16 protein-coding genes and 1 tRNA gene are annotated in these 17,164 nt (G+C 33.6%); 16 read left to right on the top strand and 1 reads right to left on the bottom strand.

Features of this window, described 5'->3' with window-relative positions; translation table 11 throughout:
- Positions 1–16: 16 nt before the first annotated feature.
- The 8 genes from HRU50_RS08550 to HRU50_RS08515 all read left to right on the top strand — a co-directional run bounded on the left by HRU50_RS08550 (position 17) and on the right by HRU50_RS08515 (position 10,229).
- Positions 17–463 carry a hypothetical protein gene (locus tag HRU50_RS08550; protein ID WP_296350216.1) on the top strand — a complete coding sequence of 149 codons (447 nt, stop codon included), beginning with the start codon at positions 17–19 and terminating at the stop codon, positions 461–463.
- A 154-nt stretch (positions 464–617) separates the two neighbouring features.
- Positions 618–3,113: a type I DNA topoisomerase gene (gene topA / locus HRU50_RS08545; RefSeq protein ID WP_296350215.1), complete on the top strand. Its 2,496-nt coding sequence runs from the start codon at positions 618–620 to the stop codon at positions 3,111–3,113.
- Between the two features lie 3 nt (positions 3,114–3,116).
- On the top strand, positions 3,117–4,283 hold the full coding sequence (locus HRU50_RS08540; RefSeq protein WP_296350213.1) for a formimidoylglutamase: 1,167 nt from the start codon (positions 3,117–3,119) through the stop codon (positions 4,281–4,283).
- A gap of 160 nt (positions 4,284–4,443) precedes the next feature.
- A complete protein-coding gene (gene gldK / locus HRU50_RS08535) occupies positions 4,444–5,796 on the top strand; it encodes a gliding motility lipoprotein GldK (RefSeq protein ID WP_296350211.1) in 1,353 nt (450 codons plus the stop codon).
- A gap of 87 nt (positions 5,797–5,883) precedes the next feature.
- Entirely contained in the window at positions 5,884–6,516 is a 633-nt protein-coding gene (gene gldL, locus HRU50_RS08530; RefSeq protein ID WP_296350208.1) for a gliding motility protein GldL, read from the top strand.
- A 48-nt stretch (positions 6,517–6,564) separates the two neighbouring features.
- Positions 6,565–8,145: a gliding motility protein GldM gene (gene gldM, locus HRU50_RS08525; RefSeq protein WP_296350207.1), complete on the top strand. Its 1,581-nt coding sequence runs from the start codon at positions 6,565–6,567 to the stop codon at positions 8,143–8,145.
- A gap of 35 nt (positions 8,146–8,180) precedes the next feature.
- Positions 8,181–9,089, top strand: a complete 909-nt coding sequence (gene gldN / locus HRU50_RS08520; RefSeq protein WP_296350205.1) for a gliding motility protein GldN — start codon at positions 8,181–8,183, stop codon at positions 9,087–9,089.
- A 93-nt stretch (positions 9,090–9,182) separates the two neighbouring features.
- Positions 9,183–10,229 carry an FAD-binding oxidoreductase gene (locus tag HRU50_RS08515; protein WP_296350204.1) on the top strand — a complete coding sequence of 349 codons (1,047 nt, stop codon included), beginning with the start codon at positions 9,183–9,185 and terminating at the stop codon, positions 10,227–10,229.
- Between the two features lie 12 nt (positions 10,230–10,241).
- Here HRU50_RS08515 and HRU50_RS08510 read toward each other — a convergent pair whose 3' ends face one another.
- Complete coding sequence (locus HRU50_RS08510; RefSeq protein WP_296350202.1) at positions 10,242–10,637, bottom strand: DUF983 domain-containing protein; 396 nt, start codon at positions 10,635–10,637, stop codon at positions 10,242–10,244.
- Between the two features lie 109 nt (positions 10,638–10,746).
- On the opposite strand from HRU50_RS08510, the gene HRU50_RS08505 reads away from it, so the two are divergent.
- The 8 genes from HRU50_RS08505 to HRU50_RS08470 all read left to right on the top strand — a co-directional run.
- Positions 10,747–12,654, top strand: a complete 1,908-nt coding sequence (locus tag HRU50_RS08505) for an ABC-F family ATP-binding cassette domain-containing protein (protein ID WP_296350200.1) — start codon at positions 10,747–10,749, stop codon at positions 12,652–12,654.
- Positions 12,654–12,836, top strand: a complete 183-nt coding sequence (locus tag HRU50_RS08500) for a CPXCG motif-containing cysteine-rich protein (RefSeq protein WP_296350198.1) — start codon at positions 12,654–12,656, stop codon at positions 12,834–12,836. Before HRU50_RS08505 ends, HRU50_RS08500 begins: the two co-directional genes overlap by 1 nt.
- Positions 12,837–12,962: 126 nt before the next feature.
- Positions 12,963–13,823 carry a Two component regulator three Y domain protein gene (locus tag HRU50_RS08495; RefSeq protein ID WP_296350196.1) on the top strand — a complete coding sequence of 287 codons (861 nt, stop codon included), beginning with the start codon at positions 12,963–12,965 and terminating at the stop codon, positions 13,821–13,823.
- 109 nt (positions 13,824–13,932) lie between these two features.
- A tRNA-Met gene (locus HRU50_RS08490) sits at positions 13,933–14,005 on the top strand.
- Positions 14,006–14,060: 55 nt separating this feature from the next.
- Positions 14,061–15,419 (top strand): tyrosine-type recombinase/integrase, encoded by a 1,359-nt coding sequence (locus HRU50_RS08485; protein WP_296350192.1) that lies wholly within the window; start codon positions 14,061–14,063, stop codon positions 15,417–15,419.
- A 2-nt stretch (positions 15,420–15,421) separates the two neighbouring features.
- Positions 15,422–16,096, top strand: coding sequence for a hypothetical protein (locus HRU50_RS08480; protein ID WP_296350190.1), 675 nt, complete (start codon positions 15,422–15,424; stop codon positions 16,094–16,096).
- Between the two features lie 39 nt (positions 16,097–16,135).
- The gene (locus tag HRU50_RS08475) at positions 16,136–16,552 is read left to right on the top strand and encodes a hypothetical protein (RefSeq protein WP_296350188.1); all 417 of its coding nucleotides are present in this window, start codon (positions 16,136–16,138) and stop codon (positions 16,550–16,552) included.
- A gap of 211 nt (positions 16,553–16,763) precedes the next feature.
- Positions 16,764–17,164 (top strand): transposase (locus tag HRU50_RS08470; protein ID WP_296350186.1); only part of this gene is annotated, 401 nt, incomplete at its 3' end.

The following is a 17,164-nucleotide window of genomic DNA, read 5'->3' as shown; positions in this document are numbered from 1 at the left end:
TTTAAAATAAAAAATTATGAAGTCAAAGTCTTTAAAGAGTTTTACCCTAATTGTTGCGTCAGTCCTTTATTTTCAGTGTTTACCAGATGATACGACTGACACACCACAGCAAGCTGATTGTGGTTTATTAACTTCAATTGATGCTTTTACTTATGAAAATGCGGCCACAAATCCTTATACAATAATAAGTGCTGATTTGACAGAAGACTGCTTAGCAGTTGTAATAACAGCAGTTGGTTGTGATGGTCTATCGTGGGATATTCAATTGGTCGATTCTGCGGAGGTGGACGAATCTAATCCGCCTCAGAGAGATATAAAGATTTTCCTTGTAAATATTGAAGCTTGTTTAACTCAAGTTACAAGGACCGCTTTTTTTGATGTTTCTACCCTTCAAATTGAGAACGAAGATGAAATTATATTAAATCTTGATGGTTTTAATCAAGCAATAAATTATACTTATTAAATCAAATAAATAACATGTTGAAAGACCTTATAATTAGTAAGGTTTTTTTATAGAATTCACTTGTGAAAAGTACGTTAAAATGTATTGTAATTGCGACCAAATTAGGTTTGTATCTTAAATTTCATATACATTTGTATCCTCAAAAAAATTAATAATGTCGAAGAATCTTGTTATTGTAGAGTCACCAGCAAAGGCTAAAACTATTGAGAAATTTTTAGGAAAAGATTATAAAGTTGAATCTAGTTTCGGGCATATTGCAGACTTACCTTCTAAAGAGTTAGGTGTAGATGTTGAAGGTGATTTTAAACCTAAGTATAGGGTTTCAAAAGATAAGAAAGATGTTGTTAAAAAACTTAAGGATTTAGCCAAGAAAGCGGAGCTTGTATGGTTGGCGAGTGATGAGGATCGTGAAGGAGAAGCTATTGCATGGCACTTGGCTGAGACTTTAGGGTTAGACAAAGAAAAAACAAGACGAATTGTATTTTCTGAGATAACAAAAAAGGCAATTAATAAAGCCATTGAGAATCCAAGAAGTATAGATTATAATCTTGTTGATGCACAACAGGCTAGACGTGTTTTAGATAGAATAGTTGGATATGAACTTTCACCAGTACTTTGGCGAAAGGTAAAAGGTGGATTGTCTGCTGGTAGAGTACAATCAGTTTCAGTTAGATTAATTGTGGAGCGCGAAAGACAAATACAAGATTTTAAACCTGTTGCATCTTACAGAGTAGATGCTGAATTTACCACCAAAGATGGATCTGTATTTAAAGCAAAACTTCCTAAGAATTTTGAATCGAAGGAAGATGCACAGGAGTTTTTAAATAAAAATCTAAATGCAACATATAATGTTGCAGATTTAGAGAAGAAGCCAGTAAAGAAATCACCAGCTCCACCATTTACAACATCAACGTTACAACAAGAGGCTTCAAGAAAATTAGGCTTTTCAGTTGCAAGAACAATGAGCAACGCCCAACGTTTGTATGAAGCAGGATTGATTACATACATGAGAACAGATAGTGTTAATCTATCTGATGAAGCAAAGCAAGGTGCTGAAGATGCCATTATCACGTCGTATGGTTCAGAATATAGTCAACCAAGAAATTATAAGGGAAAATCTACAGGAGCTCAAGAAGCTCATGAAGCAATAAGACCAACAAATTTTGCTAATCCATCGGTAAATGTTGAAAGGGATCAGGCTAGACTTTACGATTTAATTTGGAAGCGTGCTATTGCATCCCAAATGAGTGAGGCAAAATTAGAACGTACCAATGTTAAAGTAAAAGTAAACTCCTCAGAGGCAGTTAAAGAACAATTTGTTGCTAATGGAGAAATTATTACATTCGATGGATTTTTAAAGGTCTATCTAGAAGGTACAGATGATGAGGAAGCGGAACAATCAGGTTTGTTGCCAGATTTGAAAGTGTCCGATGCATTATCAAATAATTACATTACAGCGACACAACGTTTTACAAGACCTCCAGCAAGATTTACAGAGGCTTCGTTAGTCAAAAAACTTGAGGAGCTAGGTATCGGTAGACCATCAACATATGCTCCTACAATTTCTACAATTCAGAATAGAAACTATGTGGAAAAGGGAACAGTTGATGGCACGGAAAGAAGCTATGCGCAGTTAGTATTAGAAGGTAATACCATTTCAGAGAAAGATTTAACTGAACGCGTAGGTTCAGACAAAGGAAAATTAGTACCAACAGATATTGGAATGATTGTAACTGACTTCTTAGTCAATCATTTCGAGACCATTTTAGATTACAATTTCACAGCGAGAGTAGAAGAGAGTTTTGATGATATTGCTGAAGGTAAAGAAGACTGGAGAGCAATGATGAAAGATTTTTATAAAGGTTTTCATCCACAGGTAGAAGACGTACAAGAAAATGCAGAGCGAGAATCTGGAGAACGTATTTTGGGTAAAGATCCAAAAACTGGTAGACAGGTGAGTGTGCGTTTAGGTAAGTTTGGGCCTATGGTTCAAATTGGTACGGTAGACGAAGAGGAAAAACCAATGTTTGCTAGTTTATCACCAGATCAACAGCTTAGTTCAATAACCTTTGAAGAGGCGATGGACTTGTTTAAGTTACCTAAGGCTTTAGGGCATTACAAGGATGATGAAGTTGAGGTCAACAACGGTAGATTTGGACCTTATGTACGATATGGTAAGAAGTTTGTCTCACTTCCTAAAGGTGTAGATCCTCTAAGTGTGGAGCTAGATGAGGCCATCATTTACATCAAGGAAAAAGAGAAAGCTGATGCACCAATTTATATGTATCAAGGATTAGAGGTTACAAAAGGTAAAGGTAGATTTGGACCTTTTATAAAATGGAACAACTTGTTTATTAATGTAAATAAGAAGTATGATTGGGACAATTTATCTGAAGAAGACATTGTTACCTTAATAGAAGATAAAATTCAAAAGGAAAAAGATAAGCTTATTCACGTGTGGGAAGCAGAAGGAGTTAGGGTTGAAAAAGCACGTTGGGGAAGACATAATGTAATTAAAGGAAAACAGAAAGTCGAATTGGCAAAAACTGTAGATGTTTCAGATATGACGCTAGAAGAGGCAATTGCTATATTAGAAAAGAATGCTCCAAAAAAGAAAACCAGAAAGAAGACCACTACAAAAAAGAAATAATATATGAATTTTGGTTTCCTAACGCCTGTTTCGGATGCTGTCCTAGCTCATAAAGAATTACTTTCTCAACAGGCTATTGGAAGAAAAATAAAAGTCCACTCTAACCAACATGGTATTCCTGAGTTAGACGATGTTAAAATTGCTATCATTGGGGTTTTAGAAAATAGAAATGATATCAATTATATTGGGGCAGAACTCAATTTCGATAATGTAAGAACGGCACTGTATAATTTATTTCCTGGAAATTGGAACACAACCATAGCCGATCTTGGTGATATAAAGCCTGGTGAAACAGTAGAAGATACATACTTTGCTATACGGACTGCAATCAACGTTTTAGTTGAGAAAAACATTATACCTATCATACTTGGTGGTAGTCAGGATTTAACATACTCTAATTATAGAGCATATGATAACCTTATGCCAATGGTGAATATAGTTAGTTTAGACACTAACTTTGACCTTGGTGATGCAAATCTTCCTATTAAGAATAATAGTTATGTTGGTAAGATAATAGTAGAAGAACCTTATAATTTGTTTAATTATTCCACTATTGGTTATCAAACTTATTTCAATTCGCAAGAGGAGATTGATCTTATGGAGAAACTATATTTCGAAGCTTATAGATTAGGTGAAGTTTCGAGTAATATTAATATGGTAGAGCCATTGATGCGAGATGCTCATATTGTGTCAGTAGATATGAGATCGGTAAGATCTTCTGAAGTAAGTGATAACCAGAAATTTTCACCCAATGGTTTTTCAGGAAAAGAAATATGTGCAATTACGCGCTATGCCGGTATAAGCAATAAGGTGTCGTCTTTTGGTATTTACGAATATCATAAATCAAAAAATGATCAGGCCACTTCAATGCTCATGGCGCAAATGATTTGGTATTTTGTGGAAGGCGTTAATTGTAGGGTTAAGGATGATAGTTTTGCCAATGAAAATAACTACCAAAAATTCAATGTATTAATAGAAGAAGATGAGCTTATTTTCTACAAAAGTTTAAAAACAGGACGATGGTGGATAGAAATTCCTTTTTTACCAGATGTTAATAATAAATTAAAAAAGCACACGTTATTACCATGCATGCATGCAGATTATGTTGATGCTACAAAAGGCAATATACCTGAAAGGTGGTATAAGGCCTTTAGGAAGAACAGCTTTTAAAATGAACACTTTGTCGGACAATGACTGTTAAAAACATCGACGAAATGCATTTTTAACAGATTAAATGCAAAAAAAATCGAAAAAAAGTTGTTTGTTAGAAAAAATATAAATATGTTTACGACCTTAAATTTTACGACGATTAATTTAACCTAGAGTTACTATGAATATTAAGAAATTTATTTTACTATCAACAGTATTAGTTATGGTGGCCAGTTGTAGTTCTGGAGACCGCGGACAATTGGTAGGTGTTAGTGGTAAAAAATGGCACCCAGAGAAGCCTTATGGGATGACTTTAGTTCCTGGTGGAGCTTTCATTATGGGTAAATCAGATGATGATATAGCTGGTGTGCAAGATGCTCCAACAAAAACGGCGACAGTTCGTGCATTCTACATGGATGAAACTGAAATCACAAATAGTGAGTATCGTCAATTCGTATACTGGGTAAGAGACTCTATACTTCGATATAAATTAGCTGAAATGGCAGATTTAGAAGGTGTGACTCCTGGAAATGGTGACATTGGTGAATTTGCATATTTAGATGCGAACCCAGAAGAATTAAATGCCTACGAAAGTTACATGTTAAATACATATGGTAACGAACAAAGAAAAATTAATCGTGACGTAGAATTAATTTTTGATACTGATGAATATCCAGATGAGTTATACGCTGAAGTTATGGACGGCATGTATCTACCTTTAGAGGAGTCGTATAATGGTCAGAGAACTTGGGATGTGAAGCAATTCAAGTTTCAGTATACACACATGGACATCGCAAAGGCTGCTAGAGACAGAAGTTTAAAGCGTTCTCAAGTTATAGAACAAGAAGAAGTTGAGGTTTATCCTGATACCACAGCTTGGATTAGAGATTTTGCATATTCATACAATGAGCCAATGCATAATGATTATTTCTGGCATGATGCTTACGGTGATTATCCGGTTGTAGGAGTGTCATGGAAACAAGCTAGAGCTTTTTGTCAGTGGAGAACAATACATCATAATTCATATCAAAAAAGTAAAGGAAAGCAACCAGTAAATGCATATAGATTACCGTCAGAAGCAGAATGGGAATATGCTGCTCGTGGCGGTCTTCAAGGAGCTTCTTATCCTTGGGGTGGGCCATATACTAAAAATGACAGAGGTTGTTTTATGGCAAACTTTAAGCCACTTCGTGGTGATTATGCCGCTGACCAAGCTTTATATACAGTAGAGGCGAATGCTTATGATCCAAATGACTTTAACCTATATAACATGGCAGGTAATGTGTCTGAATGGGTTAACGGATCTTATGATGCAGCATCTTACGAATTTGCATCAACAATTAACCCTAATGTAAACGATCCTGACAATGCTCGTAAAGTAGTAAGAGGTGGATCTTGGAAAGATGTTGCGTATTTCTTACAAGTGAGTTCAAGAGATTATGAATATGCTGACTCTGCAAGAAGTTACATTGGTTTCAGAACTGTACAAGATTACATGGGGACTGAAGTGACTCAAAACGCTGCAACAAATTAAAATCTAATAACAAAAAACAAATCAATAAACAAACAACCTACTTAAGTTATAATCCATTTTAACTTAAACTAAAAACTAAACAAAATTATGGCACAAAAAGGAAAAATCACTATCACTAATATGGTCTATGGACTTGGAGCAGCAATTGTAATTGTTGGAGCATTATTCAAAATCCAGCACTGGCCTTATGGTTCTGAAATCCTAACTTTAGGTATGATAGTGGAGGCATTAGTATTTACATATTCTGCATTCGAAAGACAACAAGCAGATTTAGATTGGTCTTTAGTTTATCCAGAATTAGCTGGTGGGCAATCTTTAGGTAAGAAGAAAAAAGAAGAGCCAAAAGATGCTGAAGGGTTATTATCTAAAAAATTAGACAATTTATTAAAAGAAGCAAAAATTGACGGAGAATTAATGGCAAGTTTAGGAGATAGCATTAAGAATTTTGAAGGTGCTGCTAAAAACATTAGTCCAACGGTAGATTCAATGTCTGCTCAAAAGAAATACAGCGAAGAGTTATCTTTAGCTGCTGCTCAAATGGAATCATTAAATAGCCTTTACAAGGTTCAGATGGAAAGTGCAAATCGTCAAGCTGCTATCAACGAAGAGGCTGTAGAAAATGCAACTAAATTAAAAGAGCAAATGCAATCATTAGCATCTAACTTATCATCATTAAATGGTGTATATGGTGGAATGCTTTCTGCAATGAATAAAAGCTAATTAGTTTTATTATAGATTATATTATTAACAATTAAAAACTAATTAAACATGGCAGGAGGAAATGTATCTGCAAGACAGAAAATGATTAACTTGATGTATCTCGTTTTCATTGCGATGATGGCGATGAATATGTCAAAAGAAGTATTATCCGCATTCGGATTAATGGAGGAGAAGTTTGGCACTTCTAACGCATCTACTACAGATAGAAATGAAAAATTACTAGCTGAATTAGTAACTAAAGGTGCTGAAAATCCGGCTGAATTTAAAGTACCAGCTGCAAGAGCTCAGCAGGTGAAGATTGCAACAGATAAGTTTTATGATTACTTAGAAACTTTAAAGGCTGATGTAATTAGAGAAGGTAAGTACAAAATTGACCCTAAAACAGGAAAGCTTCCGTTTGAATCGATGGATAAGACGGATATTTTGGATGAAGCCTGGTTTACTGGTGACCGTTTGACAAAGAAAGGTCAAGAGGTTATGAGTAAAATTGATGAGTATAAAAAGGCTATAAATGACATCTTATCAACTGATGAGAGTTACCGTGGGCAATCAGAGAGTTTTAATGCACTTTTTAACACTGAAAAGGTTTCAAATAAAGATGGTAAAAAGATTGATTGGTTAAATTATCATTTTCAAGGTTTCCCTGCGATAGCGTCTTACACTAAGTTAACAGCAATGCAGAACGATGTTAAGGTAACTGAATCTGATATGTTAAGTTTATTTTTAGGTAATATCGTTTCTGAGGCTACTACACTTAATAATTATCAAGCAATCGTTTTAGCGGATAAGTCTGCATTTTTTGCTGGTGAGAAATTCCAAGGGAGAGTGGTGATCGGAAAGTATGCAAATGTGCCACCAACAAAGTTAGTTGTTCAAGGACAAGAAGTTGATTTATCTAAGGCAATTGATTCTTCGGGAGCGGCGTCACTTGATTTCAATGTGGGTAATGTGGGTGAGCATGAAATAAGCGGTGAATTTACATTTATTGAAAACGGTAAAGAATTACCTATACCTATAGTTGCTAATTATGTTGTGGTACCTAGACCAAAGCAAGCGACTATATCTGCTGATAAAATGAATGTTGTATATCGTGGTGTAGCTAATCCGATGACAATTTCATTTGCTGGAGTGCCTGATAATAAAGTACAAGCATCAGGTAATGGACTTGCACCTCAAGGTGGTGGTAAATACATAATGAATCCTGGTAAAGGTAAAGAAGTAACTATTAATGTTACTGGTACATTAGATGATGGACAAAAAGTCACTGATCAGAAAACATTTAGAATTAAAGATATTCCTGCGCCGACAGGAGAGATATCTGGTAACTTAGGGAATAAAATTATCAAACTACCAAAGCGTAATATTGAAATTGGTACAGTAGGTGCTAAATTACAAGACTTTGTTTTTGATTTACCTATAGTTGTAACATCATTTAAAATTAAAGTGCCTGGTCAACCAACGGTTAATGTAACTGGTACAAAAATGAATGCTCAAGCTAAGTCTGCTATCAAGAAAGCAAGAAGAGGCGAAAATGTTACAATCTTCGATATAAAGGCTAAGATTCAAGGCAATTCAAAATATAATTTGAAGAATGTTCCACCAGTTATTATTGAAGTAACAAGTAATTAATCAATTCATACCCCGAATTACAAAAAGAAAATAAGATGAATTTAAAAAATGTTTTATATACAGGTTTAGTGTTAATTGCTGCGAATAGTATGTTTGCTCAGTCTAACATTCTAAATGCTAAAATACCAGAAGAAATTGGTATGAAAACGGAAGCAGAATTGCTTTTAGATAACGATAAGCCTCTAGAATACGGTTATGTTGGTGATAGAGACATCTTATTTTCTAAAATGACATGGGAAAAAGTAATCTTGGATGAACGTGCTAATTTTCCTCTATATTTTCCTGTTGAAAATAACTTAGGTGATGATAGAAAATCATTGTATCAGGTTTTAATGGAGAACATGGAAAGCGGAATGATTCCAACAGTTTATGCTGATTCGTATTTTACTGAAGAGCGTACACTAGAGGATCTTAAAGCATCTTTGTCTATGACTAGAATCACTGATGCTGGTAAGGACTACATGAATGAGAATTTTGTAGGTGAAGAAGAATTACCAGAAGAGTATGTTATCAAAAGGGATATCGAACCAGCTGATATTAATTCTTATTTAATCAAGGGACTTTGGTATTTTGACAAGCGTCAAGGTGAATTAAAGTATCGTATACTAGGTATAGCACCAGCTGCACCAGATGTGAACTTCATTGATGATGAAAATTCTGAATACAATGAACCAATACCAATGTTTTGGATTTTTTATCCTGAAGTAAGAGATATATTACACGAGGCTAAGGCTTTCAATAACAGAAATAGTTCTTCGCCAATTTCATTTGATCATTTATTAAATAGCCGTCGTTTTCACGGATTAATTTATAAAGAAGAGAATGTATATGGTGATAGAGAGATCAAAGAGTACGTAGCAGACAATGCCTTAATGCAACTCTTAGAATCTGATCGTGTAAAAGATAAGATTAGAAACTTCGAACAAGATATGTGGAGTTACTAACAATCTAACGTATAATAATGAAAACGCTCACTTTTTGTGGGCGTTTTTTTTATTACCCATTCTAAAGGAAGAATCTTTTTTTAAATTCGTTTCATGAAAAAAGTGGACTATATAATTGTTGGTTGTGGATTAGCTAGTATTGCCTTTTGCGAGCAACTGCGACAACATAAAAAGTCATTCATTGTATTTGATGATAGGTCTCAACAATCGTCTTTGGTTGCTGGAGGCATGTATAATCCTGTAATACTTAAGCGGTTTTCAGAAGTATGGAAAGCTAAAGAACAATTAGATATTGCTATTCCTCTTTATCAATCTATTGAGCAAGAACTTAATATAAAAGTGGATTATAAGTTTCAATTATTACGAAGATTCACTTCTGTAGAAGAACAAAACTTGTGGTTTAGCGCTTCAGATAAACCAAATCTAGAACCCTTTCTTTCTACCAAGCTCATTAAGAATGATAATACCTTTATTGACGCACCGTTAGGTTTTGGTGAAGTGTTGCATGCAGGTCGTTTGGATACTAAAACACTTATTTCAGAATATAAAAAATTTCTTAAGACTACTGAATCTTTGAGAGAAGAACACTTTGTATATGATGATTTAGTAACTCAAAATGATAGTGTAACCTATAAAGATATTGATTCGAGTTATATTGTATTTGCTGAAGGTTTTGGTGTCAAGCAGAATCCTTTCTTTAGAGATATTCCATTAAATGGTACAAAAGGTGAGGTGCTTACCATTAAAGCGCCAGCTTTAAAAGTAGATTATGCTGTAAAATCGTCTGTATTTATAATACCAATAGGTAATGACTTGTATAAAGTAGGTGCTACTTATAATTGGGAGGACAAAACCAATACACCTACCAATTCTGGTAGAGAAGAACTACTTAATAAACTGAACACATTTCTAAAATGTAATTATGAGGTTGTAGACCATGTAGCTGGAATAAGACCTACAGTTAAGGATAGAAGACCATTAGTTGGTGCTCATTCAAAATTTAAAAATCTGTTTGTATTAAACGGATTAGGCACTCGTGGTGTTATGATTGCACCATATGTTGCTGAAAGGTTATTTCAGTTTATTGAAGAAAACATAGCTCTTGACAAAGAAATTGATGTCAATCGATTCAATTATTAAAATAAGGTTGTTTTATTTTGCTTTAGACTTTTGAGCTAAGGATTTATCATATTTCATAAATAGATTAATCCAGATATTTCTTGATAATCGCATCATTACAGGAAAAAGGACAATTAATGTAATTATAATAGCAATAAATGAGCTCATTGGTGATAGCTCGAATATGTCATAGCAAATAACAAAAGTAGTTACCGCAAAAGCAACACCAAGCCCATAACTTACATACATTGATCCATAAAAGAATGACGGTTCCATCCTGTATTTAGTGCCACAATGTGAGCAGTTATCATTAATTTTTATAGTACTTGAAAGTTTATAAGGATTCTTCTCAACATACATGGATTCCTGATGGCATTTTGGGCATGCACCAAAAAGAATACTATAAAGTTTCATTCCTTTTCTAATCATAGTTAAAAACCTTTACTTTTGCGTTTTTTAGAGGTTTACAAAGTTAATTCTTTCTGACTCTATAAATGTAACCAAAGTAACATTTGCAACAAATTATTTAACAGTACTGATGCTTAATATTCATAATTTATCGATTTCATTTCAGGGAGAATATCTTTTTGAAGACATAACTTTCAAATTAGGTGTTGGTGATCGCATTGGACTTATCGGTAAAAATGGTGCAGGTAAATCAACTATGCTAAGAATTCTTTCTAAAGAACAAGAAGCAGATACAGGGCAAATGGCGGCAGATAAAAATCTGAAAATAGGATTTTTAAAACAAGATATTGACTTTGATTTTGGTAAAACAGTGCTAGAAGAATCTTACGAAGCTTTCAAAGACATAAAGGACTGTGAAGCAAAGCTAGAACAAATAAATGCGCAATTAGCTGAGCGCACAGATTATGAGAGTGATTCCTATAATCAGTTAATGATAGATTTAAATGAGATTCAGCATCAATATGAAATATTAGGCGGTTACAATTACCAAGGAGATACTGAAAAGATATTACAAGGTTTAGGTTTTAAACGAGAAGATTTTAATAAACTGACAGATACTTTTTCTGGTGGTTGGCGCATGCGTATAGAGCTTGCTAAACTTCTACTTCAAAATAATGATTTATTACTTCTAGATGAACCTACAAACCATTTAGATATAGAGTCTATTATATGGTTAGAGAACTTTTTAAAAAACTATAATGGAGCTGTAGTTATTGTATCTCATGATAAAATGTTTTTAGATAATGTAACCAATCGTACTATTGAGATTTCACTTGGTCGTATATACGATTATAACAAACCATATTCTAAGTTTTTAGAACTAAGAAAGGAAATCAAAACACAGCAATTAGCAGCACAAAAAAATCAAGAAAAGCAGATTCAACAAACTGAAAAGTTAATTGAAAAGTTTAGAGCAAAAGCTTCTAAGGCAACTATGGCACAATCACTTATTAAGAAGTTAGACCGCATGGATCGCATTGAAGTAGATGAAGATGATAATAGTGTGATGACGTTAAATTTTCCGGTTTCAATTGTTCCTGGTAAAGTAGTTGTGGAGTTAGACAATGTATCAAAAAATTATGGTAATTTAAAAGTGCTCAATGCTGTTGATCTCACTATTCCTAGAGATACTAAAACAGCTTTTGTTGGTCAAAATGGACAAGGAAAATCTACTTTAGCAAAAATTATGGTTGGTGAATTAGAGCATGAAGGCCAATTAAAGATAGGTCATAATGTTCAGATTGGTTATTTCGCTCAAAATCAAGCTGAGTATTTAGATGGTAATAAAACCGTTTTAGATACAATGATAGATGCAGCTAATGAAACCAATAGAAGCAAAGTAAGAGATATTTTAGGGTCATTTTTATTTAGAGGCGAAGAAGTAGAAAAATACGTAAAAGTGCTCTCTGGTGGTGAACGTAATAGATTGGCGCTAGCAAAACTCTTATTACAACCGCTTAATGTCTTAATTATGGATGAACCTACAAACCATTTAGATATTAAGTCTAAAAATGTCCTTAAAGAAGCATTGAAAAAATTTGAAGGTACCTTGGTTTTAGTATCTCATGATAGAGACTTTCTTCAAGGTTTAACAGATGTTGTTTATGAGTTTAAGGATCAAAAAATAAAGGAGTATTTCGGTGATATTGACTTTTATTTAGAACAGCGAAATATCGAAAACCTTAGAGAAGCAGAAAAGCGGACTGTTGTCGAGGTAACGCCAAAAGAGAATAATAAAAAAAGCTATGAAGAACAAAAGAAGCTTAAATCATTAAATAATAAGTTGAGTAATATTGAATCTAAGATTAATCAGTTAGAAAAAGACATAAAAAATGATGATATTGCCTTAGAAACTAATTATGATGAAACGGTATCAGATCCGAAGTTCTTCGATATTTATCAGGCAAAAAAGAACCAATTAGAACAACTCATGTTAGATTGGGAGGACATTCAAGATACCATTGATAAGTTAAGCTAATGGAAGAACATTTTTTTCAATGCCCATATTGTTGGGAAGAGATTTCGATGCTAGTAGATATGTCTCAATCATCTCAAAGTTATATAGAAGATTGCGAGGTATGCTGTAATCCTATTCAAATTAATATTTGTGTTGCAGATCAACTAATTTCAACTTTTGAGGCTATAAGTATAGAGCAATAGTGTATATAGAGCATTACAATAGGATGAAATTCATAACGTATTATGCATTTCATCGAAAAAAATTGGTATTTTGACCGATATGTGGTAAATTCGTAAAGAAGTACCATACAACCCAAATCTATTGTAATGAAAACTCTAAAATTAACCTTATTATGTTGCTTGCTTTCTGCCTTTACCTTTGCAGACGTATCCAAAACCGAAAAAGACGCACTGATTGCCCTGTACAATACAGCTAATGGTAAAGAGTGGAATAACACGTGGGATTTAGATAAATCTGTTTCAGAATGGTATGGTATTACTTTAGAAAATGATAAAGTAATAGCCATAAACTTAAGTTTTAATAATCTTAAAGGATCACTTCCAAGTGAAATTTCTCAATTAACAGCTTTAAAAGAATTAAATCTGTCATTTAATAAATTAAATGGACAACTGCCAAAGTCTATTACTTCATTAGAAAATCTTGAAGTTTTAAAATTATTCTCCAATGGTTTTAGTGGTGCAATACCTAAAGACATTGGTAATCTTAAAAATTTAAAACATCTTGAATTATACAATAATGATTTCTTTGGTGAAGTGCCAGAATCTATTGGTAACTTAACGAAGTTAGAAAGTCTAATATTAAGTAGTAACCAATTGATGGGAAGATTGCCTTCAACGATTTCTAATCTTAAGTCTTTAAAAGTGTTAAGTTTATTTGATAATAGTTTCTTAGGTACAATACCACGTGCAATAGGTGAACTTACAGAATTAGAGGAGTTGGTGTTATCTAATAATGCTTTCTATGGAAGTATTCCTGGTGAGTTAGCAGAATTATCTAACTTAAAAACATTATTACTTGGTAACAATAGTTTTAAGGGTAATTACGCTTATTTAAAAGAGCAGTTTCCAAATCTTGTTGATTTTGATTTAGATAAAGATAACATGGAAGGTGAATTGGCAACTCTAGATGAAGAGGAAGATGACGATGATGATGAAAGTGACGATTAATTTTTTAAATAAAACAATACAAATTGTAAAGGCGTTCTTTTTAGAGCGCTTTTTTTTTGTAATAATTCTTGCGAATATCAAAAAGCGTTGTATATTTGCCATCCAATATCGCGGGATAGAGCAGTAGGTAGCTCGTCGGGCTCATAACCCGAAGGTCACTGGTTCGAGTCCAGTTCCCGCTACAAGGCGTAAGTCGCACCAAAATCAACGGTTTAGTTCACTCTAAACCGTTTTTTTATGCAATCTATTAACAAATTAGTTACCTTCGGTTTTGAAAATGAACACGAATTGGAACACGATTTGGAACACAAGCCCCTTTATTCTGAGCCTAAAATATTTGATGGTGATGGTGATTTAACCAAGCGTTGGTATGTCTATTTTTCCTATCGCAATCCGAAGACGGGAAGAATGAAACGCATTAAGAATATCTATGGAAAAACCAACCGTTTTAAAACCAAATCTGAACGCTATGCTATTCTTAATATTTATAAACGACGTCTTTTAAAATTACTAGAAGAAGGCTATAATCCTTTTGAGGATAACACTGAGCTATATAGGCGCAAACAAACATCACAAAAGGTTGCAAAGGAGCAACCAACACCTCAACCAACTGAGCAACCAGTACCCCAACCAGCCCAAGAAGCTAAGAATACTGATACTCATGCTTATGATGATAATGCGACAAAAGCCGTGGTATTTTATGCAACCGCGTTTGATAAAGCCTTACTTTTAAAAACCAATGTCGCTAAAACCGTTACAATAAAAGATTACCAAAGTAAACTCAATAAGTTTAAAAAGTGGTTGCAAGAACATCACCAAGATATACAGGACATTAATGACATTTCAAAAAAGATTGTCTTAGAGTTTTTAAACCATATTCAGATAACAAGTTCGTCAAGAACCAGAAATAATTATAGAACAGCACTTCGAGCTATCTTTCAAGTCTTAGAGGATAATGAAATCATTTCAACCAATATTGTGAGTTCAATTAAACCCCTTAGATCTACACCAAAACGACATAAGACCTATTCGAGCTCTGAAGAAGAAGCCATCTTTGAGTATTTACAGAAACAAGATCATCTACTGTTGTTATATATTCAATTTATCTCTTACAATATGCTTAGACCAATTGAAGTATGTCGTTTGAGAATAAAAGATATTAATCTAACCGAGAAAAAATTAAGTTTCCAATCAAAGACTAAGAACTTAAAGACTAAAATAATACCTGATATACTTATTAAGGAACTGCCACCTTTAAGTACAAAGAACCCGGATGACTTTCTTTTTACTAGAGATGGCATAGGCGGTAAATGGGATACAACAGATATCAACCGAAGAGATTATTTTTCTAAACGATTTAAAAAGGTCATTAAAGACCATTTTGGTTTTGATCAAAACTATTCACTATACAGCTTTAGACATACTTTTATCACCAAACTCTATCGTAAATTAAGAGCGGTGCATTCTGTTAATGAAGCTAAGAGTAGATTAATGGAAATTACAGGTCATACTAATATGTCCACACTTGAAAAGTATCTTAGAGATATTGATGCCGAGCTACCAGAGGATTATTCAAATTTATTAACGACGGATTAGCAATGCAGAATGTCTTAGAAGGTCTATTACAAAAAATCAATCGAAAAGTTATTTTCTATTTACCAAGAGGTATTATGGAAGAAGTATCTGGGCAGGATCTCAGTGCTTTCGATAAAGTCGGCATGACAAGCCATCTTATCCTAGTTAAAGAGAACGGCGAAGTAGATCTTATTACAAGAGCTGTAGAAGGATTTAAATTACTTCATAAAGAGAAGGCATTAAAGACGAATGTATTTGAATTGATGCGTATTCAAGATACAGTCCAACAAAAAGCTATGAGCTACCTATTAGAGAGTTATTTTGCAGAATTGGACACCTATATAAGAATTACCGAAATGGTAAAGGATAAGGCTAAGGAAGAAACATTAAATTATACACCAGCCATTCAAAGCACCTTAGATTTACAACATCATGTACTCGAAGCACATCGAAATGAACTCTACCACCATTTTGGAAATTGGCAACAGCGTGTTGAACTGCAACGTGTTTTCTCAGAGCGCAACTTAAAACTAAAAGTCAATACCCTTAAAAAAGATCAAAATGGTATCTCAAAGGTTGAGAAACCGAAACCAAAGAAAAAAGTGTTGCTAACAAATGAGGAGGCAGATTTACACCTATTACAAATGGTTTTTAACATTAATCAAATGGACTTAAAAGGTAAAAGCAACGAAAAATAATGTAATTTAGCGTCAAACAAACGTTTATTTGACGCTAAAATGGAAGATAACAAATTATATACTTGTGCTTACTGCTATAAAGAGTTTGAACCTAAAAGAAGACGTGTTCAAAAATATTGCAGTAATACTTGCCGTTCTAAAGCACATCATGCACGCAAAAGTCTCGGTACAGAACTAAGTACTCAAACAGATAAACTAGCCACGAGTAATGCAACGAATGTAAAAGATAAAATGACGTTGGCTGGGATAGGAAATGCGACCGCTGGAAGTTTGATAGCTGACACATTAAAGTCATATTTCACTAAAAATGAAAATAAACCAGCGACAGTTAAGGATTTAAATATGTTGATTGAAACACTACAATTACGATATCACAGAATTAAAAACGGTACGCCAGATGTTATGGGTAAATACCCATATTTTGATATGTTGACCAAAGAAATTGTATTTATGTAGAGTGAAAAAATTACTATGAGTAATAAAAACAAACTAAAATTAGCGTTGAAAAAAAATTACTTATAGTTTTGAAAATCTTTCATTAAAAATCAGAAAAATCGCTTCGCGAAGACACTCTAAAACTAGCTGGTTTTTGTGTTTAATTGTGGTTATACATTGTGCCTGTTGCACAACTACTTGTTAAAGATACGGAAAATACGTATCTTATGTTATGCAAGGAAAGAAGACTTATCAAGAGAAGCTATTCAGCAATTTCCAATTAAGTAACCGCGTACCAGAGACTAATTTTTATCGAAGGTTAAAGGACGTACTACACTTAGATTTTTTATATAAAGAGACAAAGTTGTATTATGGTGACAGCGGTCAGAAGAGTATAGATCCATTAGTTTTTTTTAAACTATGTTTAGTAGGTTATTTAGAAAACATCATCAGTGATCGTAAGCTGATAGCGCATTGTAGTATGCGATTAGATATCCTATATTTTTTAGATTACGATATTGATGAAGAACTACCATGGCATAGCACCATAAGTAGAACCAGACAGTTATTTCCAGAAGAAGTCTTTGAAAAGGTATTCACTTATGTATTTGAGATGTGTGTCAATCAAGGCAT

The sequence above is a fragment of the Winogradskyella sp. genome (assembly GCF_013213835.1).
Taxonomy (GTDB): Bacteria; Bacteroidota; Bacteroidia; order Flavobacteriales; family Flavobacteriaceae; genus Winogradskyella.
Note: the sequence above shows the minus strand (reverse complement) of the source record. Positions and strands in the feature narration are given on the sequence as shown.